At 67.0% G+C, this 24519-nt stretch carries 22 protein-coding genes; 11 read left to right on the forward strand and 11 right to left on the reverse strand.

Annotated elements, in window-relative coordinates; genetic code table 11:
* The first annotated feature begins 39 nt into the window (after positions 1–39).
* Positions 40–807, forward strand: coding sequence for a TetR/AcrR family transcriptional regulator (locus QRM96_RS16125; protein ID WP_206073923.1), 768 nt, complete (start codon positions 40–42; stop codon positions 805–807).
* An 84-nt stretch (positions 808–891) separates the two neighbouring features.
* Positions 892–1185, forward strand: a complete 294-nt coding sequence (locus tag QRM96_RS16130) for a hypothetical protein (RefSeq protein WP_018760751.1) — start codon at positions 892–894, stop codon at positions 1183–1185.
* 60 nt (positions 1186–1245) lie between these two features.
* Here QRM96_RS16130 and QRM96_RS16135 read toward each other — a convergent pair whose 3' ends face one another.
* Positions 1246–2550, reverse strand: a complete 1305-nt coding sequence (locus tag QRM96_RS16135) for an MFS transporter (protein ID WP_285320247.1) — start codon at positions 2548–2550, stop codon at positions 1246–1248.
* 96 nt (positions 2551–2646) lie between these two features.
* Between QRM96_RS16135 and QRM96_RS16140 the strand changes: the two genes are divergently transcribed.
* The 6 genes from QRM96_RS16140 to QRM96_RS16165 all read left to right on the forward strand — a co-directional run bounded on the left by QRM96_RS16140 (position 2647) and on the right by QRM96_RS16165 (position 7871).
* A complete protein-coding gene (locus QRM96_RS16140; protein WP_109045519.1) occupies positions 2647–2970 on the forward strand; it encodes an ArsR/SmtB family transcription factor in 324 nt (107 codons plus the stop codon).
* 177 nt (positions 2971–3147) lie between these two features.
* Positions 3148–5019, forward strand: a complete 1872-nt coding sequence (gene dnaK, locus QRM96_RS16145) for a molecular chaperone DnaK (protein ID WP_018760754.1) — start codon at positions 3148–3150, stop codon at positions 5017–5019.
* 2 nt (positions 5020–5021) lie between these two features.
* Positions 5022–5714 (forward strand): nucleotide exchange factor GrpE, encoded by a 693-nt coding sequence (locus tag QRM96_RS16150; protein ID WP_285320248.1) that lies wholly within the window; start codon positions 5022–5024, stop codon positions 5712–5714.
* Between the two features lie 176 nt (positions 5715–5890).
* Positions 5891–6862, forward strand: coding sequence for a DnaJ C-terminal domain-containing protein (locus tag QRM96_RS16155; protein WP_206073924.1), 972 nt, complete (start codon positions 5891–5893; stop codon positions 6860–6862).
* 15 nt (positions 6863–6877) lie between these two features.
* Positions 6878–7303, forward strand: a complete 426-nt coding sequence (locus QRM96_RS16160; protein WP_018760757.1) for a heat shock protein transcriptional repressor HspR — start codon at positions 6878–6880, stop codon at positions 7301–7303.
* 181 nt (positions 7304–7484) lie between these two features.
* Positions 7485–7871 carry a hypothetical protein gene (locus QRM96_RS16165; protein ID WP_018760758.1) on the forward strand — a complete coding sequence of 129 codons (387 nt, stop codon included), beginning with the start codon at positions 7485–7487 and terminating at the stop codon, positions 7869–7871.
* Between the two features lie 60 nt (positions 7872–7931).
* Here the strand turns inward: QRM96_RS16165 and QRM96_RS16170 are convergent, their stop codons facing one another.
* From QRM96_RS16170 to QRM96_RS16200, 7 genes are all read right to left on the reverse strand, one after another.
* Positions 7932–9341, reverse strand: a complete 1410-nt coding sequence (locus QRM96_RS16170) for an aldehyde dehydrogenase family protein (RefSeq protein ID WP_285320301.1) — start codon at positions 9339–9341, stop codon at positions 7932–7934.
* Positions 9342–9666: 325 nt separating this feature from the next.
* The gene (locus QRM96_RS16175) at positions 9667–10488 is read right to left on the reverse strand and encodes an HpcH/HpaI aldolase family protein (protein WP_285320249.1); all 822 of its coding nucleotides are present in this window, start codon (positions 10486–10488) and stop codon (positions 9667–9669) included.
* Positions 10473–11258 carry a 2-oxo-hept-4-ene-1,7-dioate hydratase gene (gene hpaH, locus QRM96_RS16180; protein ID WP_109045524.1) on the reverse strand — a complete coding sequence of 262 codons (786 nt, stop codon included), beginning with the start codon at positions 11256–11258 and terminating at the stop codon, positions 10473–10475. Before hpaH ends, QRM96_RS16175 begins: the two co-directional genes overlap by 16 nt.
* 2 nt (positions 11259–11260) lie before the next feature.
* Positions 11261–12346, reverse strand: a complete 1086-nt coding sequence (hpaD, locus tag QRM96_RS16185) for a 3,4-dihydroxyphenylacetate 2,3-dioxygenase (RefSeq protein WP_285320250.1) — start codon at positions 12344–12346, stop codon at positions 11261–11263.
* 30 nt (positions 12347–12376) lie between these two features.
* Entirely contained in the window at positions 12377–13888 is a 1512-nt protein-coding gene (gene hpaE, locus QRM96_RS16190) for a 5-carboxymethyl-2-hydroxymuconate semialdehyde dehydrogenase (RefSeq protein ID WP_285320251.1), read from the reverse strand.
* Between the two features lie 21 nt (positions 13889–13909).
* The gene (locus QRM96_RS16195; RefSeq protein ID WP_285320252.1) at positions 13910–14590 is read right to left on the reverse strand and encodes a GntR family transcriptional regulator; all 681 of its coding nucleotides are present in this window, start codon (positions 14588–14590) and stop codon (positions 13910–13912) included.
* On the reverse strand, positions 14583–16076 hold the full coding sequence (locus tag QRM96_RS16200) for a fumarylacetoacetate hydrolase family protein (protein ID WP_285320302.1): 1494 nt from the start codon (positions 16074–16076) through the stop codon (positions 14583–14585). Before QRM96_RS16200 ends, QRM96_RS16195 begins: the two co-directional genes overlap by 8 nt.
* A 230-nt stretch (positions 16077–16306) precedes the next feature.
* Between QRM96_RS16200 and QRM96_RS16205 the strand changes: the two genes are divergently transcribed.
* A complete protein-coding gene (locus QRM96_RS16205) occupies positions 16307–18235 on the forward strand; it encodes an FAD-binding monooxygenase (protein ID WP_285320303.1) in 1929 nt (642 codons plus the stop codon).
* Here QRM96_RS16205 and QRM96_RS16210 read toward each other — a convergent pair.
* From QRM96_RS16210 to QRM96_RS16220, 3 genes are all read right to left on the reverse strand, one after another.
* Positions 18208–19062 carry a prephenate dehydratase gene (locus QRM96_RS16210; protein WP_018760767.1) on the reverse strand — a complete coding sequence of 285 codons (855 nt, stop codon included), beginning with the start codon at positions 19060–19062 and terminating at the stop codon, positions 18208–18210. The genes QRM96_RS16205 and QRM96_RS16210 overlap by 28 nt on opposite strands.
* 37 nt (positions 19063–19099) lie before the next feature.
* Positions 19100–21013 (reverse strand): alpha-amylase family glycosyl hydrolase, encoded by a 1914-nt coding sequence (locus tag QRM96_RS16215; RefSeq protein ID WP_285320253.1) that lies wholly within the window; start codon positions 21011–21013, stop codon positions 19100–19102.
* A gap of 118 nt (positions 21014–21131) precedes the next feature.
* Positions 21132–21791 (reverse strand): GntR family transcriptional regulator, encoded by a 660-nt coding sequence (locus QRM96_RS16220; protein ID WP_285320304.1) that lies wholly within the window; start codon positions 21789–21791, stop codon positions 21132–21134.
* A gap of 134 nt (positions 21792–21925) precedes the next feature.
* On the opposite strand from QRM96_RS16220, the gene glyA reads away from it, so the two are divergent.
* Positions 21926–23281 (forward strand): serine hydroxymethyltransferase, encoded by a 1356-nt coding sequence (gene glyA, locus QRM96_RS16225; RefSeq protein WP_285320254.1) that lies wholly within the window; start codon positions 21926–21928, stop codon positions 23279–23281.
* A complete protein-coding gene (locus tag QRM96_RS16230) occupies positions 23278–24498 on the forward strand; it encodes a sarcosine oxidase subunit beta family protein (RefSeq protein ID WP_018760771.1) in 1221 nt (406 codons plus the stop codon). Before glyA ends, QRM96_RS16230 begins: the two co-directional genes overlap by 4 nt.
* Positions 24499–24519 lie beyond the last annotated feature (21 nt).

Genomic DNA, 24519 nt, shown 5'->3' on the forward strand with positions numbered 1-24519 from the left:
TCTGTTGGCACCGCTCTCGGTTGTGGCATGCTGGAGCCTGTGACGGACACAGAAAAAACGGACGCGACGGCGGCGCCGGCCCGGGCCCTGACGCCCAGGCAGCGGGCACGGACGCAGACCGTGGCCGACATCATCCGGCTGGGACGGCGCCACCTGGCCCTGCACGGGGCGGCGGCACTGTCCCTCAGGGCGGTGGCCAGGGACTTGGGAGTGGTTTCCTCAGCCGTGTACCGCTACGTGGAAAGCCGGGATGAGCTGCTGACGCTGTTGCTGATAGATGCCTTCAATGAGCTGGGGGACGAGGTGGACGCCGCCATCGGGGCGGTTCCAGTCGATGACCACGCCGGCCGCTTCACGGCCTTGGGCCGCGCGGTACGGACCTGGGCGCTGCGGGAGCCGGCAAGCTATGCGCTCCTGTTCGGCAGCCCGGTCCCCGGCTACAACGCGCCCGCCGAGCGGACCACGGTCCCCGGTACCCGGGTGATCGTCGCCCTGATTGGCATCCTGGAGTCTGCCTTCCGGGCCGGGCGGCTGGCCGTGGCGGATGCCGTGCGGGCAGAGATCCCCACCGCGCTCCAAGCTGACCTGGACACCATCCGGGCACAGTTCGGCCTTACCGTCCCCGAGGAACTCGTGGCCCGGGGAGTCCTGGTGTGGAGCGCATTGTTTGGCGCCGTCAGCTTCGAGGCCTTCAACCAGTACGGGCCGGATACCTTCAGCGTTCCGGCGGAACTTTTCGACCACCATCTTGCCGTCCTTGCCGGCGTGGCGGGGCTGCAGCTGCGCGCGTCCCGTGATGACGGGTAGGCCTGGCCCTGTTGGCGGCCAGGGGGCCTCGGTAGACTGCCAGTGCGCCCGCACGGACGCGGAGCCTCGAAGGAGAGATGCACCATGACTGAGAACCCTGAAGTTGCAGCCGAGGAACCACGCAAGGGCAGCAGCGCCCCGGGCCTGGAAGGGGAAGGTGGCCAGTACGTGGACGGGGACTACGGCGCCGCGGGCACCATCAACGAGCCGGAACGCGAAGCCGACGGCGAATACGAGGAAGGCAACTACGGCGACGCCGGAACCACGGGAGGCGCGCGCACGGAGGAAGCGATCCGCGACGGCCTGACCGACGGCCAGGTCCAGTCGACCGCGGAGGATCGGGGACCGTTGCACGGCCGCCCGGACTCCGACCGGTAAGGAGTCCTCCCGGGCCGCTTCCTGTGCGGCCCGCTTCGCCCATTTATCGCAACGGCGCGGCTAGCGGCCCGCGGATTCCGGAACCGCTCCTGCGGCGACGTTTTCCGTGCTGCCCGAGTGGTTCCCGGCGTCCGGTGCCGCCACTGTGGCGTCCCCGGCCGGTTCGGCGTCGCTGCTGCGGGCGCGGCTGATCGCAGCCACCGCGGCCAGGACCGTCACCAGCCCGCCATACGCGTAGGTGGTGACCGGGAGGGACAGCACGGGGGCCAGCAGGCCGGCCAGCACTGCTGGAACGCCGAAAGCCGTATATGCCACCACGAAGAGCGAGGCGAAGGTGCCGGCGCGTTCGTGGTCCTCGACCAGGGGGCTGATGGACCGGATCACGCCCATGAACGCCGTGCCAAAACCTGCTCCGGCCACCACTACGGCAGCCAGGAACAGGCCAAACGAGCCCAGGCCGATGGCCAGCAGGGACAGCGCAGTTCCCAAGGCCAAAGCCGAGGTGCCGAAAATGGTGATGGTACGGGCTCCGAAGCGGTGCAGGACTGCAGCGGTGGCTGCTCCGGTGCCTGCCAGGATGGTGATCACCATGCCTTGCCACAGGTGCTCCCGGATGCCGAATGTGGCGTGGACGATCGCGGCGCCGAGCGAGAGGTACAGCCCGCCCGTGGCCCAGCCGGCGAAGACGGCCGGGGCGCCGGTGACGAATCCGCGGCGTGCGGCGGGTGGCAGGGTCAGGTGCGGCTTGAGCGAGGCCGCTGCCCCGGGCGTCCGGGGCGAGGTTTCGGGGGCGGCCCACACCAGTGCGGCGAACACCATGTACAGGACGGTCAGCGAAACGAACACCAGCGTGCGCGGCTCAGCCAGCAGGTCCAGCAGCAGGCCGGATGCCAGGGCGCCCAGTGCCAGGCCGCCCAGCGGCGCCACGGTGTTCCAAGCGGCACTGGAGCCCGGGTCATCCTCTGCTTCCAGGTCCGCGATCGCGGCAGAGAGCGTGGTCAGCAGGATGCCGCTGGCGATGCCCTGCAGTACGCGGGCCACCAGGAGCATGGCCAGCGAATCGGCAACCAGGAAGGCCGTGACGCTGGAGGCGAGCAGGATGAAGGCTGCGCTGATCACCGGCCTGCGGCCCAAGTGGTCCGAAATCGAGCCGAAGACCAGCAGGGCTGCCAGCAGTGCCACGGCGTACACGGCAAAGATCCCGGTGGTTGCCACGGGCAGCAGGTGCAGCTGCTCCTGCAGTGTGGGGTAGAAAGGCGACGGCGCGCTGGCTCCGGCCATCATCGCTGCCGTGGCAGCCGCGATCAGGGCAAAGCCCAGCCGCCGGCGTGCCTCCTGGGGCCGGGCTGCGGGGGAGTGCGTCAAAACGTGCCGCCTTCTGCGTAGGGTGAATTTGGTTCGAAAATAGTCGAAACCTCAGCCTACTGGCAGTGACGCCAATGGTTCAACTAAAGTCGAACTGTGGCTACACCGGCGAACCTTCCCCATCCCGAACGCGCGGACCTCCAGTTGCCCAGTGTGCTTTTTGCCCTGAGTGACCCCGACCGGCTGGAGATCGCGCGCCAGCTTCGCGCCGGCCCCCTTGATATGGCCGAGTGTGCCCTGAGCAACCCGGACATGCCCAAGTCCACCAAGTCCCACCTGATGAAGGTGCTGCGCGAGGCCGGCGTGATCCGCAACGAGGCCAACGGCCGCGGCCGCCGTTTGACCCTGCGCACGGAGGATCTCGAGGCGCGGTTCCCCGGACTGCTTGCGGCGGTGCTGGATGCGCCCGCCCGCGACTGAAGCCTCCGCGCCGATGGCGACGGGCCGCCGTCGTCCGTCCTCCTTGTACGCCGTGAGCAAAGTTGAGCGTAGTTCGCTCAAGTTGTGTTGACATCTGGTGGTGCCTGAGTAAAGTTGAGTCCAGAACGCTCAATCATTGGGCGCCACCCAGTTTCCAAGGAAAGAAGGAAGCAACACATGTCACGTGCAGTAGGTATCGACCTCGGAACCACCAACTCCGTCGTCTCCGTTCTCGAAGGTGGCGAGCCCACCGTTATTGCCAACGCCGAGGGTGGCCGCACCACGCCGTCGGTCGTTGCATTCTCCAAGTCCGGCGAAGTCCTGGTCGGCGAAATCGCCAAGCGCCAGGCCGTCAACAACATCGACCGCACCATCGCATCCGTCAAGCGCCACATGGGCACCGACTGGACCGTCGCGATCGATGACAAGAAGTACACCCCGCAGGAAATCTCCGCGCGTATCCTCATGAAGCTGAAGAACGACGCCGAGTCCTACCTGGGTGAAAAGGTCACCGACGCCGTCATCACCGTCCCGGCCTACTTCAACGACGCCGAGCGCCAGGCCACCAAGGAAGCCGGCGAGATCGCAGGCCTGAACGTCCTGCGCATCGTCAACGAGCCCACCGCCGCAGCCCTCGCCTACGGCCTGGACAAGGGCAAGGAAGACGAACTCATCCTCGTCTTCGACCTCGGCGGCGGTACCTTCGACGTCTCCCTGCTGGAAGTCGGCAAGGACGAAGACAACTTCTCCACCATCCAGGTCCGCGCCACCGCCGGTGACAACCGCCTGGGCGGCGACGACTGGGACCAGCGCGTCGTCGACTACCTGCTGAACCAGCTCAAGGTCAAGGGCATCGACCTGTCCAAGGACAAGATCGCCCTCCAGCGCCTCCGTGAGGCAGCCGAGCAGGCCAAGAAGGAACTCTCCTCCTCCTCCAGCACCAACGTCTCCCTCCAGTACCTCTCCGTCACCCCCGACGGCCCGGTCCACCTGGACGAGCAGCTGACCCGCGCCAAGTTCCAGGACCTCACCAAGGACCTGCTGGAGCGCACCAAGAAGCCGTTCCACGACGTCATCAAGGAAGCCGGCATCAAGCTTTCGGACATCAACCACATCGTGCTGGTCGGTGGCTCCACCCGTATGCCCGCCGTCTCCGAACTGGTCAAGGAACTGGCCGGCGGCAAGGAGCCCAACAAGGGCGTCAACCCGGATGAGGTCGTCGCCGTCGGTGCAGCCCTGCAGGCCGGTGTGCTGAAGGGTGAGCGCAAGGACGTCCTCCTGATCGACGTCACCCCGTTGTCCCTCGGCATCGAAACCAAGGGCGGCGTCATGACGCACCTGATCGAGCGGAACACCGCCATCCCCACTAAGCGGTCCGAGACCTTCACCACGGCAGACGACAACCAGCCGTCCGTGGCCATCCAGGTCTTTCAGGGCGAACGCGAGTTCACCCGCGACAACAAGCCGCTGGGCACCTTCGAACTGACCGGCATCGCGCCGGCTCCGCGCGGCGTCCCCCAGGTCGAGGTCACCTTCGACATCGACGCCAACGGCATCGTCCACGTCTCCGCGAAGGACAAGGGCACCGGCAAGGAACAGTCCATGACCATTACCGGTGGTTCCAGCCTCTCCAAGGAAGACATTGACCGCATGGTCAAGGACGCCGAGGAGCACGCAGCCGAGGACAAGGCCCGCCGCGAGGCAACCGACACCCGCAACACGGCCGAGCAGCTCGCCTACTCCGTGGACAAGCTGATCGCCGACAACGCGGACAAGCTGCCCGAAGAGGTCAAGACCGAGGTCCAGGGCGACGTCGACAGCCTCAAGAAGGCCCTCGAAGGCACGGACGACGCCGCCGTGAAGGCCGCGTTCGAGAAGCTGCAGGCCTCGCAGACCAAGCTGGGCGAAGCCATCTACTCGCAGGCCGGTTCGCCGGACGGTGCCGGCGCTGCCGGTGCCGAGGGTGCCGCCGGTGCCTCTGCGGGCAGCAAGGCCGATGAGGACATCGTCGACGCCGAGATCATCGACGAAGACGAAGCGAAGAAGTAGCCATGCCGCACCACGGTAACGAGGAAGAGCACAACTCATCCGCGAACCATGACGCCAAGCAGGGCAACGGCGAACCGGTCATCCGGGACAACCGTAAGGTTGACCCGGTGACCGGCCAGGCCCGGCACCCCGAAGGCGGCCACGCTCCAAGCGCCGGCCACCAGCAGGGCGCTGCCGATTCCGATGGCGACGCACTGGCCCAGGCAGAGGAAATCCTCAACGGGGTGGACGTGCCCGCAGAGGAATCCGTGGCCCAGGGGGCTCCGGCCGCCGCCGGCACCGCAGAGGCCGCCGAACTGCGCAACGACCTGCTCCGCCTCCAGGCCGAGTACGTCAACTACCGCAAGCGGGTTGAACGGGACCGCGCCGTGGCCGGGGAGATGGCCGTCATCGGCGTCCTGAACTCCCTGCTCCCGGTCCTGGACGACGTCGACGCCGCACGGCAGCACGGCGACCTCACCGACGGGCCCTTCGCCGCGATCGCCACCAAGCTGGAGAACGCGCTGAAGACCTACGGCCTGGTCCGGATCAACGAGACCGGCGTGGAGTTCGATCCCACGATCCACGAAGCCCTGATCCAGCAGCCCGGCGAGGACATCGAGGTTGACACCGTCAGCCAGGTCCTCCGCTCAGGCTACAAATCAGGAGACCGCGTGCTCCGCGCCGCCCAGGTCATCGTCGCCGTCCCTGCGTAGCATTACCCCAACGCCTCCGCGGATGAGGGGGCCCCGCCCCTACGCTGGGTGGCTAACGATCTACGATCGTTAGCCACCCAGCTCCGGCAGGCCCGATGCCACTCCCGGGCCCCCTCATCCGCTCCGGCTTAGCGGTAATCTCGCCATACGCTTTTGTACTTTGAAAGGAAACGCCATTGGCTAGCCAGGATTGGGTGGACAAGGATTTTTACAAGATCCTTGGTGTTGCCAAGGACGCTTCCGAAGCCGACATCAAGAAGGCCTACCGGAAGCTTGCGCGGCAGCACCACCCTGATACCAACGCCGGGAACGCTGCTTCCGAGAAGAAGTTCAAGGACATCTCCGAGGCCTACTCGGTGCTCTCGGACCCGGACGAGCGCCAGCAGTATGACGCCATCCGCGCCATGGGCAGCGGAGCCCGCTTTGCCCCCGGCGGCGCCGGCGCCCCCAACGGCGGGTTCGAGGACATGTTCGGTGGCCTCTTCACGGGCAACACCGGGCGCCACTCGGGCGGGTTCAACCCGTCCGCAGGCGGCATCCCGCCCGAGTTCGCAGACCTGTTCGGCGGCTTCGGTGGTTCCCCCGGCTTCCAGCGCACGCCGCAGAAGGGCGCCGACCGCACCGCGTCCACCAGCATCTCGTTTGCCGGTTCCATCCGCGGAACCACCATCGGCCTGCGCGAGCCCAGCGGCGAGGTGATCGACGTCCGTGTCCCCGCCGGCATCAAGGACGGCCAGAAGGTCCGCGTCCGCGGCAAGGGCCAGCCGGGTGCGGCCGGCAACGGTGACCTGGTGGTGTCCGTCGCGGTCCAGCCGCATGCGTTCTACACGCGCGACGGCGACAACCTCCGCATCCACGTCCCTGTCACCTTCCCCGAGGCTGCCTTGGGCGCGGACATCGAAGTTCCCACCATTGACGGCGACAAGGTCAAGGTCCGTGTTCCGGCCGGCACGCCATCGGGCCGCACGCTGCGGGTCAAGGGCAAAGGCGTAAAGACGTCCAAGGCGACCGGTGACCTGCTGGTGACCATCGACGTCGCCGTTCCCAAGAATCTCAACAAGGACGCCGAAGCTGCGGTCAAGGCGTTCGCCGAGGCGACGTCGTCGGCGGACGTCCGTGAGGGCCTGGCAGCCAAGGCCCGGCTCTAGGAGCGGAGGTGAGCCGTGGACATCAGTGCTGACCAGCCGATCTTCGTGATCTCCGTGGCGGCCGAGCTTGCAGACATGCACCCGCAGACGCTGCGGCAATACGACCGGCTCGGCATCGTCAAGCCGAGCCGTGCCCCCGGGAAGTCCCGGCGCTACTCGCAGCGCGACGTCAACATGCTGCGGGAGGTGCAGCGGCTGTCCCAGGAGGGGGTCTCGCTGGAGGGCATCAAGCGCATCCTGGAACTTGAAAACCAGGTGGCTGCCCTCCAGAGCCGGATCGCGGAACTCACCGAGGAACTGGGGCGCCGGCCGCGGGCCGTGGACTCGCGCATCTTCGCGGCCGGTGCCGCCGGCGACGTCGTGAGCCTTTCCCGCGGGCAGCGGCCCCGGCCACGGTCGCAGGCCGTCATGCTGTGGCGGCCGCGCGCCATCGGCAAGTAAGTACAGCGGTTGGGTCCCTGCGAAAACTAGAGTACCCACTACTCGTGACCCCAAAGCCTCCAAAACCTTGAATGGAACCATCGTCGGATCAGCGGCGGTGGTTCCGCAAGTTCTGGGGGTTTTCCGTGTTTGGTCTAGTCAGCAAAGGCGTCAACCGCAAGGCCCGGCCATGAGCCCGGGCATGGAGTCCGTCGCGGCATTCAGCGGCTCAATGCAGGGCCAGATGCTCCTGGCCCTGGGGCAGACCATTGTGGTGGTCTGCGTCTGCTTCGACATGGTCCGCGAACTGTCCGTCCCGAGGTCGCACCGCCGCTATGTGGCCAGTACCGTGTTCCGGACACTGGCCATCCCGTCCATCGTCGCCAACGCACTAACGGTCTTCGTGGCCTTGGTGATGGCCTCCTGGGTGGATGTGGTGATGGGCATGTTCGTGCTGGTGGCCATCGTCTTCCGGTTCCACCACAACCAGGACGAGGACAACTGGTGGAAAGGCAAGGGCAGGAAGCTCGCCCGCTGGGCCCGCCGGCAGTTCGCCGGCCGGACCGCTGCCGCCCCGGCCCTGGGATAGCCCCGCAAAGCCCCGGGAGCCCGGCATCGGCAACCTGCGTGCCGGGCTCCCGCTTCAACCTCAGCCGTTGATGACCTGCGGTACCCCGAGTGCTTTGAGCCCTTCCACGCCGAATTCGACGCCGTAGCCGGACTGCTTGGCCCCGCCGAAGGGGATGCGGGGATCCACGGCACCGTGCCGGTTGATCCACACGGTCCCGGCCTGGATGCGGGCGGCCACCTCGCGCGCGGCGGCCAGGTCCCGGGACCAGACCGAGGCGCCCAGTCCAACGTCGAGGGCGTTGGCCTTCTCCACTGCTTCGTCGATGGTGCTGTAGCGGATGATTGGCAAGGCGGGGCCGAACTGTTCTTCGGCGACGAGCGGGTTGTCGTTGTCGATGTCCGCCACCAGGGTGGTGGGGTAGAAGTACCCGGGCCGGCCGGTGTCCGGGTTCCCGCCCAGCAGGATGCGTGCGCCGGAAGCCTTTGCCGCCTCCACAAGGTTCGCGACGACGTCGTACTGGGCCTTGTTCTGCAGCGGGCCCAGCACGTTGTTTTCGTCCAGGCCGTTGCCCATCGGCATGGCCTTGGCGACGGCGGTGAGTTCCTCGCAGACGGCGTCGTAGATGTCGCTGTGGACGTAAAGGCGCTTGAGGGCGGCGCAGGTCTGGCCGGTGTTGATGAAGGCGCCCCAAAAGATGTCCTGGGCGATGGCCGTGGGGTCGGCGTCGGGCAGGACGATGCCGGCGTCGTTTCCACCCAGTTCCAGGGTGAGCCGCTTAACGGTGTCCGCGGAGGACTTGATGATGGCCCGGCCGGTGGCGGTGGAGCCGGTGAACATGACCTTGCCGATCGCCGGGTGTTCGGCCAGCCGGGCGCCGACGTCGCGGCCGCCGGAGACCACGGTCAGGAGGCCTTCCGGGAGTTCCTCATTAATGACCTTGGCCAGCGCCAGGACGGAAAGCGGTGTGTACTCGGAGGGCTTCACCACGATGGCGTTGCCCATGCGCAGTGCGGGCGCGAGTTGCCAGACGGTGATCATCATGGGCCAGTTCCAAGGCCCGATCGCGCCCACCACGCCGATGGGCCGGTAATGCAGCTCGGCCCGGGTTTCGCCGTCGTCCACGATGGTTTCCGGCTCCAGCGGCAGGCCGGCCGTGGCACGCAGCCACGCCAAGCAGGCGCCCACCTCGAACCGGGCGTTGGGGCCGTTCAGTGGTTTGCCCTGCTCACGGGAGAGCAACCGGGCCAGTTCCTCGGCGGAACGCTCGACGGCGTCTGCTGCCTTCAGGAGCGCAGCGGACCGGGCCTCATGGCCCAGCGCAGCCCAGGCCGGCTGCGCGGCGACGGCCGCGGCCACGGCGCTTTCAAGGTCTTCGAGGCCGTGGACGGGAGCTTCGCCGACCGGCTGGCCCGTGGCCGGATCGAGGATGGTCCGGCCGGCGCCGGCAGCGGGGGCAATGGACGCGAGGAGCGCATCGTAGGTTTCCAAGGGGTACTCCACTTCGAGTAGTCAAGGGCGCCAGCCGGGCGGCATAGCGGGTTGCTCCCAGTCTGGTTGAGAGCCCCGTCCCGCTCTTGTCTGTGTGCGCAGAGCCCTTGGACGGCAGCGAACGCAATGTCACGCCAAGCACGTTTTTGCGCAACAGACAGTGGCGCGACCCCGTGTTTCCTGGGTCCCGCCACCGAAGTTGGCCCTAAAGGCTGCCGTGCGTGACGCCGCCGCCCCTTCGGTATTCGGTGTTGTTGGCGGGCTCGCAACCTACCGGGGAAGCGCAGAAGCCACTGTCATGAAAGAAATCCTTGGGGAACAGACGTCAGTAGCTGGCAGGGGTGTCGCCGTCGACGGGTTTGATGTAGTTGGCGGCGAGGGCTTCGGAGCCGCGGGCCAGGAGGGCGACGTCGGCGCCGACCAGGATGAAGTCCGCGCCACACGCCAGGTAGTGCTGGGCGGTGTCGGGGTTGAAGGCGTTGACGCCCCCGGGTTTCCCGGCCGCCTTGGCAACGGACAGGCAGTGTTCGACGGCGGCGCGCACCTCGGGGTGTTCCTGCTGTCCCAGCAGGCCCATGGAGGCGGCGAGGTCGGAGGGGCCGACGAAGATGGCGTCCACGCCGTCGACTTTGAGGATGTCCTCCACAGCCTCGACGGCCGCCGTCGATTCAATCTGGACGGTGACGCTGATGGTCTCGCTGGCCCGGGCGAGGTAGTCCGGGACCCGGTTCCAACGGGCGGCACGGGCCAGGGCGGAGCCCACGCCGCGGACGCCGTGCGGCGGGTAGCGGGTGGCAGCCACGGCGGCTTCGGCTTCCGCCACCGAATTCACCATGGGGATCAGCAGGTTCTGCACGCCGAGGTCCAGGTACTGCTTGATCACCACGGTGTCGTTCACGGGCGGCCGGACCATGGTGTGCACCGGGTAGCCGTGGATGGCTTGCAGCTGCGCCAGGATGGACTCGAGCCCGTTGGGGCTGTGCTCGGCGTCCACCAGGAGCCAATCCAGGCCCGCACCCGCGCAGAGCTCGGCGACCAGCGGGCTGCCGGAACACACCCACATCCCGGCCAGTGGCCGGCCTGCCTTTCCCTTTTGCCTTTGCGCGGCCAGCGCGGAGCGGAAGGTGTCTTCTATTCGAAGCGGCATGTCACAGCTCCCAGGGGTCCGTAGTCGGCGTGTACCGTATCGCCCTTGTAGACCCAGAGCGGACGGGTGAAGGACCCGGCCAGGATGATGTCGCCTGCCTTGAGCGAGTCCCCGTGCGCGGCGATCTTGTTGGCCAGCCAGTGGACCCCGTTGGCGGGGTGGTCCAGGACGCCGGCGGCCACACCGGTTTCCTCCACGGTCTGGTTCTTGTAGAGGATCGCGGAAACCCAGCGGAGGTCCACGGCGTCCGGCTTCACGGGCCGGCCGCCGATTACCATGGCGCCCATGGCGGCGTTGTCGGAGATGGTGTCCACGATGGTCCGGCCCTCCATCTCAATCCTGGAGTCCAGGATCTCCAGGGCCGGCACCACGTAGTCGGTGGCCTTCAGGACATCGAAGATGGTCACGCCCGGGCCTTTGAGTCCGTCCTTGAGGACAAACGCCAGCTCCACCTCCACGCGCGGGTGGGTGTACTGGTCCCACCGAACGGAGCAGCCGGTCTCCAGCACCATGTCATCGAAGATGGCGCCGTAGTCCGGTTCGGTGATGCCGGTGGCGGCCTGCATGGCCTTGGACGTGAGGCCGATCTTGCGCCCCACCAGGGTCCGGCCGGCGTCCTCGTTGCGGCGCCGCCACAGCTGCTGCACCGCGTAGGAATCCTCCACCGTCATCTCCGGGTACCGGGCGGTCAGGCGGGGGACAGGGGTGCGGGTCCGGCCGGCTTCCACCAGCTCGTCCGCGATGGCCTCAATCGTCGTGGGCTCCAGCATGGCTAGACCTGGACTCCCAGCTTGAAGCCCGTCCGGTCGCCTTCGGGCGAGCCGTCCTTGCGGGTGTAGGAGAAGCCGTCGGCGCCCACCGTGACCGCCATCTCGGACTTTTCCTCGCGGACGATGACCGGCTGTGGGTTGCCGTCCAGGTCCAGGACCAGGGAGGCCTCGGTGTACCAGGAGGGGACCACAGGGTTGCCCCACCAGTCGCGGCGCTGGTTGTCGTGGACGTCCCAGGTGATGGTGGGGTTGTCCGGGTCGCCGGTGTAGTAGTCCTGGGTGTAGATCTCGATGCGGTGGCCGTCCGGGTCCAGGATGTAGAGGTAGAACGCGTTGGACACGCCGTGCCGGCCGGGGCCGCGTTCGATCCGGTCGCTGATGCGCAGGGCGCCCATCTTGTCGCAGATTTGGATGATGTTGTGCTTCTCGTGCGTGGCGAACGCGACGTGGTGCATGCGGGGGCCGTTGCCGCCGGTCAGGGCGGTGTCGTGCACGGTCTGCTTGCGGTGCATCCAGGCGGCGTAGGTGACGCCGTCGGCATCCTTGATGTCCTCGGAGACGCGGAAGCCCAGGTCCTCCAGGTATGCCCGGCCGCGCGGGACGTCCGGGGTGACCTGGTTGAAGTGGTCCAGGCGGACCAGTTCACCGGCGGAGTAGAGGTCGTAGCGCTGGGTGAGCCGCTCCACGTGCTCCACGTCGTAGAAGAACTCGTACGGGAAGCCCAGCGGGTCCTCCACGCGCACGGAGTCGCCCACGCCCTTGGTGAAGCCGTCCTTGCGGCGTTCCACCCGGCAGCCGAGTTCGCGGTAGTAGGCCTCGGCGGCGTCCACCTCGGCGGGGGACTTCACCCGGTAGGCGAAGGCGGCGACGGCGGCGATGGGTCCCTTGCGGAGCACCAGGTTGTGGTGGATGAACTCCTCCAGGGACCGCAGGTAGATCGCGTTGTCGTCTTCCTCGGTGACGTGCAGGCCCAGGACGTCGACATAGAACTCGCGGGACCTGGCGAGGTCGGTGACCACGATCTCCATGTAGGCGCAGCGGACAATGTCCGGTGCCGGGACGGTGGGGGTGGGAACGAAGTTGGTCATGGGAGTCTCTCTTCTTTGAAAGGGGGCTGGCTAGGCGCCGAATTTGGGGGTGTGGACGGTGCCGAGGGTGATGTGCACGGCCTGCTGGTCGGTGTAGAAGTCGATGGAGCGGTAGCCGCCCTCGTGGCCCAGGCCGGAGGCCTTGACGCCGCCGAAGGGGGTGCGCAGGTCGCGGACGTTGTGGCTGTTCAGCCACACCATGCCGGCTTCGACGTTCTGCGAGAAGTTGTGGGCGCGGGTCAGGTTCTGGGTCCAGATGTAGGCGGCGAGCCCGTACTTGGTGTTGTTCGCCAGGGCGAGGGCCTCCTCGTCGGTCTCGAACGGGGTGATGGCCACGACGGGTCCGAAGATTTCCTCCTGGAAGATCCGGGCGTCAGGGGCGACGTCGGCGAACACCGTGGGTGCGATGTAGTTGCCTTCGGGCAGGTGGTCGGGGCGGCCGCCGCCGGCCAGGAGCCGGCCTTCGGACTTGCCGATCTCCACGTAGGAGGCCACCTTCTGGTAGTGCTCGGGGTGGACCAGGGCGCCCACCTGGGTCTTGGGGTCGTGCGGATCGCCCACCACGATGTTCTTTGCCCGGGCGGCGTACTTTTCGCAGAATTCGTCGTAGATGGCGCGCTCCACCAGGATGCGTGAGCCGGCGGTGCAGCGCTCGCCGTTGAGGGAGAAGACTCCGAACAGGGCGGAGTCGATCGCGGCGTCCAGGTCGGCGTCGGCGAAGACGACGCAGGGGGACTTGCCGCCGAGCTCCATGGAGAGGCCCTTCAGGTTCGCGGCGGCGTTGCGGAAGATGGTCTGGCCCGTGGTGGTCTCGCCGGTGAAGGAAATCAGGGGAACATCAGGGTGCTTGACCAGGGCGTCGCCGGCTTCTTCGCCGAGCCCGTTGACCAGGTTGAAGACGCCGTCCGGCAGGCCCGCCTCCTTGAAGATGGTGGCCCACAGGGAGGCGGACAGCGGGGTGAACTCGGCCGGTTTGAGGACCACGGTGTTGCCGGTGGCCAGGGCCGGGGCCAGCTTCCAGGACTCCAGCATGAACGGCGTGTTCCACGGGGTGATGAGGCCGGCCACGCCGATCGGCTTGCGGTTGACGTAGTTGATCTGCGAGCCGGGGACCTTCATGGCGTCGTCGAACTGGGCCACGATCAGGTCCGCGAAGAACCGGAAGTTCTCCGCCGCACGGAGGGCCTGGCCCTTGGCCTGGGTGATGGGCAGGCCGGTGTCGAACGTTTCCAGTTCGGCGAGCCGGGCTTCCTGGGCCTCGACGGCGTCGGCGATCCGGTTCAGGATGCGGGCGCGTTCCCGGGGCTTCATCTTCGGCCATGGGCCGTTCTTGAAGGCTTCGCGGGCCGCGGCGACGGCGAGGTCGATGTCCTCTTTCTGGCCGGCGGCGGCGGTGGCGTAGTTCCGGTTGGACACCGGGTCCAGGACGTCGAAGGTCGCCCCGCCCACGGAGTCCACGAACTTCCCGTTAATGAAGTGCTGGATATGGGTGGGCAGGTCCTCAGGGACGTAGTGCGTGCTGGTTTCTACCGAGGTCGTCATCGTTGAAGTCCTATCTGGGGGTCAGGGGTTGTTGGCCTGGGCGAGGTAGGCGTCCAGGGTGGCGGAGCGGTGGAGCCGGGCCGCCTTTTCGATCTGTTCTGCGTCCGCGCCTGTTTCGATGAGCTTCAGCAGGTTCTCGTGTTCCTCCACGGAGTCGCGGGCGCGGCCGGGGACAAAGCGGAAGGTGGAGGACCGGAGCGAGGCGAGCCGGTTCCAGCCGCGGTGCACCAGGTCCAGGATGTGCGGGTTGGGGCAGTGCTCGAACAGGACGCTGTGGAAGTCCTGGTTCAGCCGGGTGAACCGGACAGGGTCGAAGTGGTCCAGGCACTCGCGCATTTCCTGGTTCACGGCGCGGGCCCGGGCGATGGCCGCCGGGTCGATCAGCGGGGCCGAGAGGGCTGTGGCGGCACCCTCGACGATGCTCAGGGTCTGCATCGTGTAGAGGTATTCGGTGGGGTTGATGCCGGCCACGGTGGCGCCGACGTTCCGCTCGAACGTCACCAGGCCCTCGGCTTCGAGCCGGCGGATGGCTTCCCGGACCGGGACCACGCTGACGCCGAGGTCCTTCGCAATGGAACCCAGGACCAGGCGGTAGCCCGGCGTGTAAGTGCCTTCCACGATGCGGGCCTTGACGGCCTGGTAGGCCTGCTCGGACTTGCTGCCGCGAGTGGCAGCGGGGAGGTCGGTGGCCGTGTCAGTCATTGGCCTGCCCTTCCCATGCCTTGTACTTTGCCTGCCACTCTTTGTTCATCGGGTAGAGCCCGTCAACGCTGTTGCCCTGCTTGACCATCTCGAAGATGAAGGCTTCTTCCTTTTCCTGCTGGATGCAGTCCTCAACGAGTTCTTCGGCGATGGCGGGCGGGATCACCAGGACGCCGTCGGAATCGGCCACGATGATGTCGCCGGGCTGGACAGTGGCGCCGCCGCAGGCGATGGTGATGTCGGTGTCCCACGGGATGTGCCGGCGGCCCAGCACGGCCGGGTGCGGGTTGGCGAACCAGGTGGGCATGTCCAGGCCGGCTACCGCGGTGTAGTCGCGGACGCCGCCGTCGGTGATGATGGCTGCGGCGCCGCGGACCTGGGCGCGCAGGGCCAGGATGTCGCCCACCGTGCCGGTGCCTTTTTCGCCGCGGGCTTCCATCACCAGGATTTCGCCCTCGTTGACGGAATCGATGGCGCGTTTCTGGGCATTGAAGCCGCCACCGTGGATCTTGAAGAGGTCCTCGCGGTTGGGAACATAGCGCAGGGTCCGGGCCAGGCCCACCACGCGGCGGTCCGGTCGGGTGCCCTGAAGGCCGTCGATGCTGACGTTATTAAGGCCGCGCTTACGCAACTGTGAGGACAGCGTGGCGGTTGCAACGGATTCGAGCTTGGCTTTCAGCTCCGGGGACAGGGCCGGCGCGGCGGCGGCAGGAGCCTGGGCTTGTTCAGCAACGGGTGCCAGCCCGGCGGCCTCGCGGGAGCCATAGGCTTCCTCCCGCTGCAGGTCATCCACCTTGGGCTGGGCACCAAAGTCGGCGAACGTCGTCGTGCCTTCCTCAACGGTGGTGACCAGCCGCCCGGTGCTGAGGCTGCCGTCGATAGTCTCCACTTCCACTTCCAGGACGTCGCCGGGCTTCGCCACGGACGCCCCTGCCGGGGTGCCGGTAAGGATGAGGTCCCCTTCTTCGAGGGTGAGCAGCTGGGACAGGTCCGCCACCAGGCGGGCGAAGGGGAAGAGCAGGTCCCCGGTGGTGTCGTCCTGGACCAGTTCACCGTTGTGCCAGGTGCGGATGCGAAGTTTTGAAGGGTCGACGTCGCCTGCCGGAAGAAGTGCCGGGCCCACGGGAGTGAACCCGTCGCCGCCCTTGGACCGGAGGTTGGAGCCCTTGTCCGCCCAGCGCAGGTCATAGACGCCGAGGTCGTTGCTGGCGGTGACGGCGGCGACGTGGCTCCAGGCGTCCTCGATCGAAACGCGGCGGGCGGCCTTGCCGATGATGAGCGCAATTTCGCCTTCGTAGCCGAGCAGTTCGCAGCCGGCCGGGCGCTCCACGGGGCTTCCGCTCAGGGCCAGCGAGCTCGAAGGCTTGAGAAAGTAGGACGGCTGCGCCGGCGTGCGGCCCCGCTGGGCAGCGCGGCTGGGGTAGTTGATGTGCACCGCGACCACCTTGCGGGCTGCTGCCAGGGTGTCGCCGTTGACCTGCTCCAAAGCCTTCTCCTCATCAGGTACGAAATCGTATACGATCACTATCACGCATGCTGCCGCATCCGTCAACCCCCGGAATTCCGCTGGTACGCGGGCGTCCCCGGCGGTACTTGTCGCCCGCGTCACATCCGGCGTACAGTGGAAACCAGGCTCCTGATTTTCTATTATCGAATCTCCAGTTCTCATATAGAACACATGCGGAGATCATCATCCACAACGAAGTGAGGCATCCCGTGCAGTTCCACCACCACGGATACGTATCCGGCGACCCCCGCGTCCAACCGGCGGCCGGCGTCGGCCTGAACCGCCCCGAGGACCTCCCCGAGGAAGTGGACGTTCTCATCGTGGGCACCGGCCCGGCGGGAATGCTCGCCGCCGCTCAGCTCTCCATGTTCCCCAACGTGAGCACCCGCATCATTGAACGCCGCCCCGGCAGGCTCGCCATCGGCCAGGCGGACGGAATCCAGGCCCGCAGCGTGGAGACCTTCCAGGCGTTCGGGTTCGCGGAGCGCATCATCGCCGAGGCCTACCGGATCACCGAGATGGCCTTCTGGAAGCCGGACCCCGCCAACCACGCCAACATCATCCGCACCGCCCGCGCCGTGGATGACGAAATGGGCATCAGCGAGTTCCCGCACCTGATCGTGAACCAGGCGCGCGTGCTGGACTACTTCGCCGAGTACATGGCCAACGCACCCACCCGGATGAAGCCCGACTACGGTTACGACTTCCAAGGACTGGAGGTCACCGGCGAGGGTGACTACCCGGTCACCGTGCGGCTGGTCCACACCTCCGGCCCCAAGGAGGGACAGGAGCGGGTAGTCCGCGCCAAATACGTCGTGGGTGCCGACGGCGCCCGCAGCAAGGTCCGCCAGGCGATCGGCTGCACGCTCGCCGGGGACCAGGCCAACCACGCCTGGGGAGTCATGGACACCCTCGCCGTCACCGACTTCCCGGACATCCGGACCAAATGCGCCATCCAGGGCGCCGAGGGGAGCATCCTGCTCATTCCGCGCGAAGGAGGCCACCTCTTCCGCATGTACGTGGACCTGGGAGAAGTGGACCCGAACAGCCACCACTCCGTCCGGAACACCACCATCGAGGAGATCATCGCCAAGGCAAACGCCATCCTGCACCCGTACACGCTGGACGTGCGGAACGTTGCGTGGCACAGCGTGTACGAGGTGGGGCACCGCCTCACGGACCGGTTCGACGACGTCCTGCCGGCCGACCGCGGCACGCGAACCCCGCGGGTCTTTATCACCGGCGACGCCTGCCACACCCACAGCGCCAAGGCCGGCCAGGGCATGAACGTCTCCATGCAGGACGGCTTCAACATCGCCTGGAAGCTGGGGCACGTCCTCGAGGGCCGCAGCCCGGAAAGCCTGCTCTCCACCTACTCGGAGGAGCGCCAGGTGGTGGCAAAGAACCTCATCGACTTCGACAAGGAATGGTCCACCATGATGGCCAAGAAGCCGGAGGAGTTCGAGCACCCCTCCGACCTTGAGGACTTCTACGTTCAGACCGCCGAGTTCCCGGCCGGGTTCATGACCCAGTACGCGCCGTCGCTGATTGTTGGCGGCACCGACCACCAAGACCTGGCCACAGGCTTCCCCGTGGGCAAGCGTTTCAAGTCCGCACCCGTGGTCCGCGTGGGGGACACGAACCCCATCCACCTGGGCCACCACGCCACAGCGGATGGACGGTGGCGGATCTACGTTTTCGCCGATCCCGCGCTTCCCGGCACCGGTTCCGCCACGGACTTGCTCGCCGAGTGGTTCGCGAACTCGCCGGAGTCCCCGCTGGCCGCCACGCCCTCCGGCGCCGACCTGGATGCGTGGTTCGACCTGAAGGTCATCTACCAGCAGCCGCACACCGCCGTCGACATCAATGCCGTGCCCGCCGTGTTCAAGCCCCTGGTGGGCCCCTTCAAGCTGACCGATTACGAGAAGGTGTACGCCACGGACGCCAAGGCGGACATCTTCGACGCGCGCGGCATCGACCGTGCCGGCGCCGTGGTGGTGGTCCGCCCCGACCAGTACGTGGCGAACGTCCTGCCGCTCACCGCAACGGCGGAGCTGGGAGCGTTCTTCGGGCCCTTGCTAAACCGCCCGGCACCCGCGCAGGTACCGCGTCAGGCGGTGGCTGCCGCGGCCCGGTAGTCCGCGGCCGGGTACACGCCGAGGATCCGAACCTCGGTGGTGAAGAAGTCCAGTTCCTCGAGGGCCAGCTTCAGCGGCAGGTCCTCGGGGTGGCCTTCCACGTCGGCCATGAACATGGTGGCCGCGAATTCGTTGCCCACCATGTAGCTCTCGAGCCGTGTCATGTTGACGCCGTTGGTGGCGAAGCCGCCCAGCGCCTTGTACAGCGCGGAGGGGACGTTGCGGACGCGGAACACGAAGCTGGTCACCGCCGGTCCGGGCAGCTCGTCCTTGGCCGGAAGTGCCGTTTCCCGGGCCAGGACCACGAAGCGGGTGGTGTTGGAAGGGTCGTCCTCCACGCGCGAGGCCAGCACCTCAAGGCCGTAGATCTGCGCCGCCAGCGGGGGAGCCAAGGAGAGCTTGCGGGGATCGTTCCACTCGGCAACTTCCCGGGCGGACCCGGCGGTGTCGCCGGCGATGACGGGCTTGAGGCCGTGCTCGCGGATCAGCTTCCGGCACTGGCCCAGGGCGTGGATGTGGCTGTGGACTTCCGTAGCCGCTTCGATGGTGCTGCCGGGGATGCCCAGCAGGTCGAAGTGGATGGGCAGGAAGTATTCGCCCACGATCTGCAGGTTGGACTGCGGCAGCAGGATGTGGATGTCCGCCACCCGGCCCGCGATGGAGTTCTCGATCGGGATCATGGCCAGGTCGGCCTCGCCGGTGGTCACCAGTTCGAACGCGTCCTCGAAACTGGCGCACGGCACGCTTTCGACGTCGGGAAACATCTGCTGACACGCGATATTGGAGTTGGCGCCGGGCTCACCCTGGTACGCAATCTTGGAGGCCATGATCCGTATGGTTTCACGCCCCGGCGCCAGCTCCCAATTACTGCGGCGTAACGCGCAGCCAGAGGTATTGCCGGGGGAGGAGCGTGACGCCGTCGTGCAGGTGCAGGGCGGCTTCGGAGAGGAGGTCGACGGCGGCAGGTGAGAATCCGCCGAAGGTTTCCCCGGGCAGCGCCTGGGGTGAGTCGCTGAAGTTGGCGAGCGCCAGGATGGTGGCCGGGCCCTCGCCGTCACCGGGCCGCTGGTATGCCAGCACGGAGCGGTTGTTCGTGGCGAAATCCACCAGCGTGGTTCCAGCCAGTTCGGGGGTGCCGGCGCGGACCTCGACCATCCGCCTGAGGCCCGCGTAGATTGCCCCTTCCGGTGTGGCGGGATCGAGGCGGCGGGCGTATTGTTCCGCCGGGAAGTGCGGGCGGTGCACCCAGCGGCTGTCTTCGCCATGGCCCGGTTCGGAGGCGTAGGAGTAGTCGTTGAGCTGCCCCACCTCGTCGCCCAGGTACAGCAGCGGCACGCCGCCGGTGCTGAACGGCACCGAGTGGGCCAGGAGGATCCGTTCCACTGCCTGGGACGGGTCAACCTCCATCCCGCACAGGGACGCCGTCGTGCCGGAAATCCTGCAGTCACCCGTCTTGGGGTTGTCCTGGAACGGGACGCCGCGGGCGAAGCTGCCGGGGAACCGGTTGACGTAGAAGGAGTTCAGGAAGCGGCGGTGGTCGAAGCCGTTGATGCCCAGTTCGGCGGCGTCCTCGTCGGCGAAGGTCCAGCCGATGTCGTCATGGCTGCGGACATAGTTCACCCAGGCGGTGCCGTCCGGGATGTTGTGCCTGCGCTCCAACGCCTGGGACAGGAGGGACACGTCCCTGGTGGCCAGGGACTCCCAGATCAGGGCCATCTGCAGCGGGTTGTAGGACAGCTGGCACTCTGCCGGGTCGATGTACAGCGCCACCTCGTCCGGGTGCACGATCGCCTCGGACTTGAACAGCAGCGATGGCGCCGCCAGCCGGCACACCGCGTTGAAGGCCCGCAGCAGCGTGTGCGCCTGGGGCAGGTTCTCGCACGGGGTGCCCAGCTGCTTCCAGATGAAAGCCACCGCGTCCATGCGCAGGATGTCCACACCCTGGTTGGCCAGGAACAACATCTCGCCCGCCATGGCCCGGAAGACCTCGGGATTGGAGTAGTTCAGGTCCCACTGGTAGGTGTGGAACGTGGCCCAAACCCAGCGGCCGTCATCCATCCGGATAAAGGACCCCGGGTGGTTCTCGGGGAAGATCTCGCGGACGTTCGCCTCGAAGGCGTCGGGCATGGTCCGGTCGGGGAAGATCCAGTAGTAGTCGCTGAACTCCGGGTCCCCCGTGGCAGCTTTGCGCGCCCACTCGTGTTCGTCCGAGGTGTGGTTGAAGATGAAGTCCACCACCAGGCTGATCCCGTTGGCCTTCAGTTCGGCCGCCAGGCCGCGCAGTTGCTCCATGGTGCCCAGCTTCGGGTTGACCTGGCGGTAGCTGGACACGGCATAGCCGCCGTCCGAGTGGGGTTCGGGCGCCAGGAAAAGGGGCATAAGGTGCAGGTAGGTGAGGCCCAGCTCCTTGAAATACGGGATGCGGGCGCGGACCCCTTCCAGGCTCTCCGCATAGCGGTCCACGTAGCACACTCCGCCCAGCATGCGGTTGGACTGGAACCAGTCCGGCTCTTGTTCGCGGCCTGCATCCAGGGCCTTCAGTTCCGGGGAGCGCTCCTGCCAGGACCGGGCACTCTGGACCACCAGTGCGGCCAGCTGGTCCAGCCAGTCCCGGCGTGCACCGTAGAGGGAGTGGAACAGGCTGCGGAGGGTGGGAAAGTGCTCGTCGAGCCGCCGGTCAAAGTCCGGGTCCGGGCGCAGTCCAAGCTCCCGTTCCCGGGCCACCGCGGACAGCACCTGCCGGCGCGCTTCTTCGTCCTCGTTGACGTATTCCTGCATGTGACCGGCCCCTTCCGCAACTCCGCCGGACATCCCGGCCGCGCACCTGTACGGAAGTATTCCACGTCACACGGGGTGGTGCTGCCGTGACGTGGATGGCGGGCCTTGAGGCCGACGCTTAAAGCACGCTGCGGATGGCCTGCTCGAAACTGGTCACGTGCTCAAGGGCCAGCTTGCCCGCCCGGTCCGAGTCGCCGTCGGCCACTGCCTCCAGCAGTTCCACGTGTTCGGCGATGTGCTCCGCCACTGACGGCACCTTTTCCAGCACCATGCACCAGATGCGGGTAGCCAGGTTGTCGTACCGGATCAGCACGTCTTCAAGATGGGTGTTGGCCGCCGCGCGGTAGATCAAGCGGTGCACCTTGATGTCATACCGCATGAGGTCGTAGGGATCGTCATCCGCCCCCATCCTGGCAATTGCCGCCGCGGTGTCCCGGATTTCCTTGCGCAGGGCAGGGGTTGCCAGCTTGGCGGCCCGCCGGGCTGCCAGGGGTTCCAATGACTCGCGGAGCTCGGAGACGTCCGCGAGTTCGGTGATGTCGACGACGGTGGCGAACGTTCCGCGGCGCGGGTAAGAGACCACCAGGTGGTCGCCTTCCAGGCGTTTGAGTGCTTCGCGTACCGGTGTGCGGCCGATCCCGAGTTCCGCGGCCAGCTTGCCGTCGTTGATGGCCTCACCCGGCCGGATATCGAGCATGATGAGCCGGTCCCGAAGGTGCCGGTAGGCCTGCTCGGCGAGCGAGAGATCGCCTTCGCCGGCCAGCTGGTTCTCTGTCATTACGCTCATTGCGAGCTCTCCCAAGGTAGCTATTGACTGCCGCGTGATCTACAACATACTATTACGTCAGTTCTAATATATCAGTTACAGATCAGTTATGGATCAGTAACTCCGAAGGGCTTTGAAGGAGAACAATGCAGGACGTACTGAACGCCTCGCTCGCCACGGTGGACGCCGATGTCGCCGCCGCCGTCGCGCAGGAACTGCACCGCCAGCAGTCCACCCTGGAAATGATCGCGTCGGAGAACTTTGCTCCGGCCTCCGTGATGGAAGCCCAGGGCTCGGTATTGACCAACAAGTACGCCGAGGGCTACCCGGGCAAGCGCTACTACGGCGGCTGCGAGCACGTGGACGTCATCGAACAGCTCGCCATTGACCGCGTCAAAGCCCTGTTCGGCGCCGAATTCGCCAACGTCCAGCCGCACTCCGGCGCGCAGGCCAACGCCGCCGCCATGTTCGCCCTGCTCAACCCGGGAGATACCATCCTGGGCCTGTCCCTGGCCCACGGCGGCCACCTCACCCACGGCATGAAGATCAACTTCTCCGGCAAGCTCTACAACGTTGTGCCGTACCACGTCCGCGAATCGGACCTCCGCATTGATATGGCCGAGGTGGAAGCGCTGGCCCTGGAACACAAGCCCAGGCTGATCGTGGCCGGCTGGTCCGCCTACTCCCGCCAGTTGGACTTCGCCGAATTCCGCCGCATCGCAGACCTCGTGGGCGCGTACCTGATGGTGGACATGGCCCACTTCGCCGGCCTCGTGGCCGCAGGCCTGCACCCCAACCCCGTCCCCTACGCCGACGTGGTCACCACCACCACGCACAAGACCCTTGGCGGCCCCCGCGGCGGCGTCATCCTGGCCAAGGAGGAATACGCCAAGAAGATCAACAGCGCAGTGTTCCCCGGCCAGCAGGGCGGCCCCCTGGAGCACGTCGTCGCCGCCAAGGCCGTGGCCTTCAAGCTCGCCGCCGCCCCCGAATTCAAGGAACGCCAGGAACGTGTCCTGCAGGGCGCCAAGCTCCTGGCTGAACGGCTCCTCCAGCCGGACGTCCAGGCCGCGGGCATTTCCGTGGTCAACGGCGGCACCGACGTCCACCTGGTCCTTGTGGATCTCCGCCACTCCGAACTGGACGGCCAGCAGGGTGAAGACGCCCTCCACACGATCGGCATCACCGTCAACCGCAACGCCGTCCCGTTCGATCCCCGCCCGCCGATGGTTTCTTCCGGCCTCCGGATCGGTACCCCGGCACTGGCCGCCCGCGGCTTCGGCGCCGCCGAGTTCACCGAGGTGGCCGACATCATCGCCGCCGCGCTGATCGCGGCTGCCGCTTCTGGCACAAACGGCACGGGCACCCTGCCGGGGGACACGGCCGTCGAACTCCGCGAACGCGTGACGGCCCTTGCCAACGCCTTCCCCCTCTACCCGCACCTCACCGCCGATGCCGGCCTGGCCGACGCTGAAGCAGACCTGATTGGAGCCGCCCAGTGAGCACCCAGCACCTTCCGGAGCACCCGGACTTCCTCTGGCGGAACCCGGAACCCAAGTCCTCCTACGACGCCGTGATCGTGGGCGGCGGCGGGCACGGCCTGGCCACCGCCTACTTCCTGGCCAAGAACCACGGGATGACCAACATCGCCGTCCTGGAAAAGGGCTGGCTGGCCGGCGGCAACATGGCACGGAACACCACCATCATCCGCTCCAACTACCTCTGGGATGAGAGTGCGGCCATCTACGAGCACGCCCTCAAGCTCTGGGAGATCCTGCCCGAGGAACTCGAGTACGACTTCCTGTTCAGCCAGCGCGGCGTGATGAACCTGGCACACACCCTGGGCGACGTCCGCGAAAGCATCCGCCGCGTGGGCGCCAACAAGCTCAACGGCGTGGACGCCGAATGGCTGGATCCGCAGCAGGTCAAGGAACTCTGCCCCATCCTCAACATCCGCGACAACATCCGCTACCCCGTCATGGGCGCCACCTACCAGCCGCGCGCCGGCATCGCCAAGCACGACCATGTGGCCTGGGCCTTCGCCCGCAAGTGCGACGAAATGGGCGTGGACATCATCCAGAACTGCGAAGTCACCGGCTTCCTCAAGGACGGCGACCGGGTGGTGGGCGTCAAGACCAACCGTGGCACCATCAACACCGAAAAGGTGGGCCTCTGCGCCGCCGGCCACAGCTCGGTCCTGGCGGAGATGGCCGGCTTCCAGCTGCCCATCCAGTCCCACCCGCTGCAGGCGCTGGTATCGGAACTGCACGAACCGGTCCACCCCACGGTGGTCATGTCCAACCACGTCCACGTCTACGTCTCCCAGGCCCACAAGGGCGAACTGGTCATGGGCGCCGGCGTCGACTCCTACAACGGCTACGGCCAGCGCGGCTCCTTCCACGTGATCGAGCAGCAGATGGCGGCCGCCGTGGAGCTCTTCCCGATCTTTGCCCGGGCCCATGTGCTCCGGACCTGGGGCGGCATCGTGGACACCACCCTGGACGCTTCCCCGATCGTGGGCCTGACCCCGGTGGAGAACATGTTTGTGAACTGCGGCTGGGGGACCGGCGGGTTCAAGGGAACCCCCGCCGCCGGCATGACCTTCGCGCACACCATCGCCACCGGCACCCCGCACCGGCTGAACAAGCCGTTCTCGCTGGAACGCTTCGAAACCGGCGCGCTCATCGACGAACACGGCGCCGCCGCCGTGGCCCACTAGCCGCTGCCACCAGAAAAGGAC

Origin of the sequence: Pseudarthrobacter sp. lyk4-40-TYG-27 (assembly GCF_030209295.1) — a bacterium.
Taxonomy (GTDB): domain Bacteria; phylum Actinomycetota; class Actinomycetes; order Actinomycetales; family Micrococcaceae; genus Arthrobacter.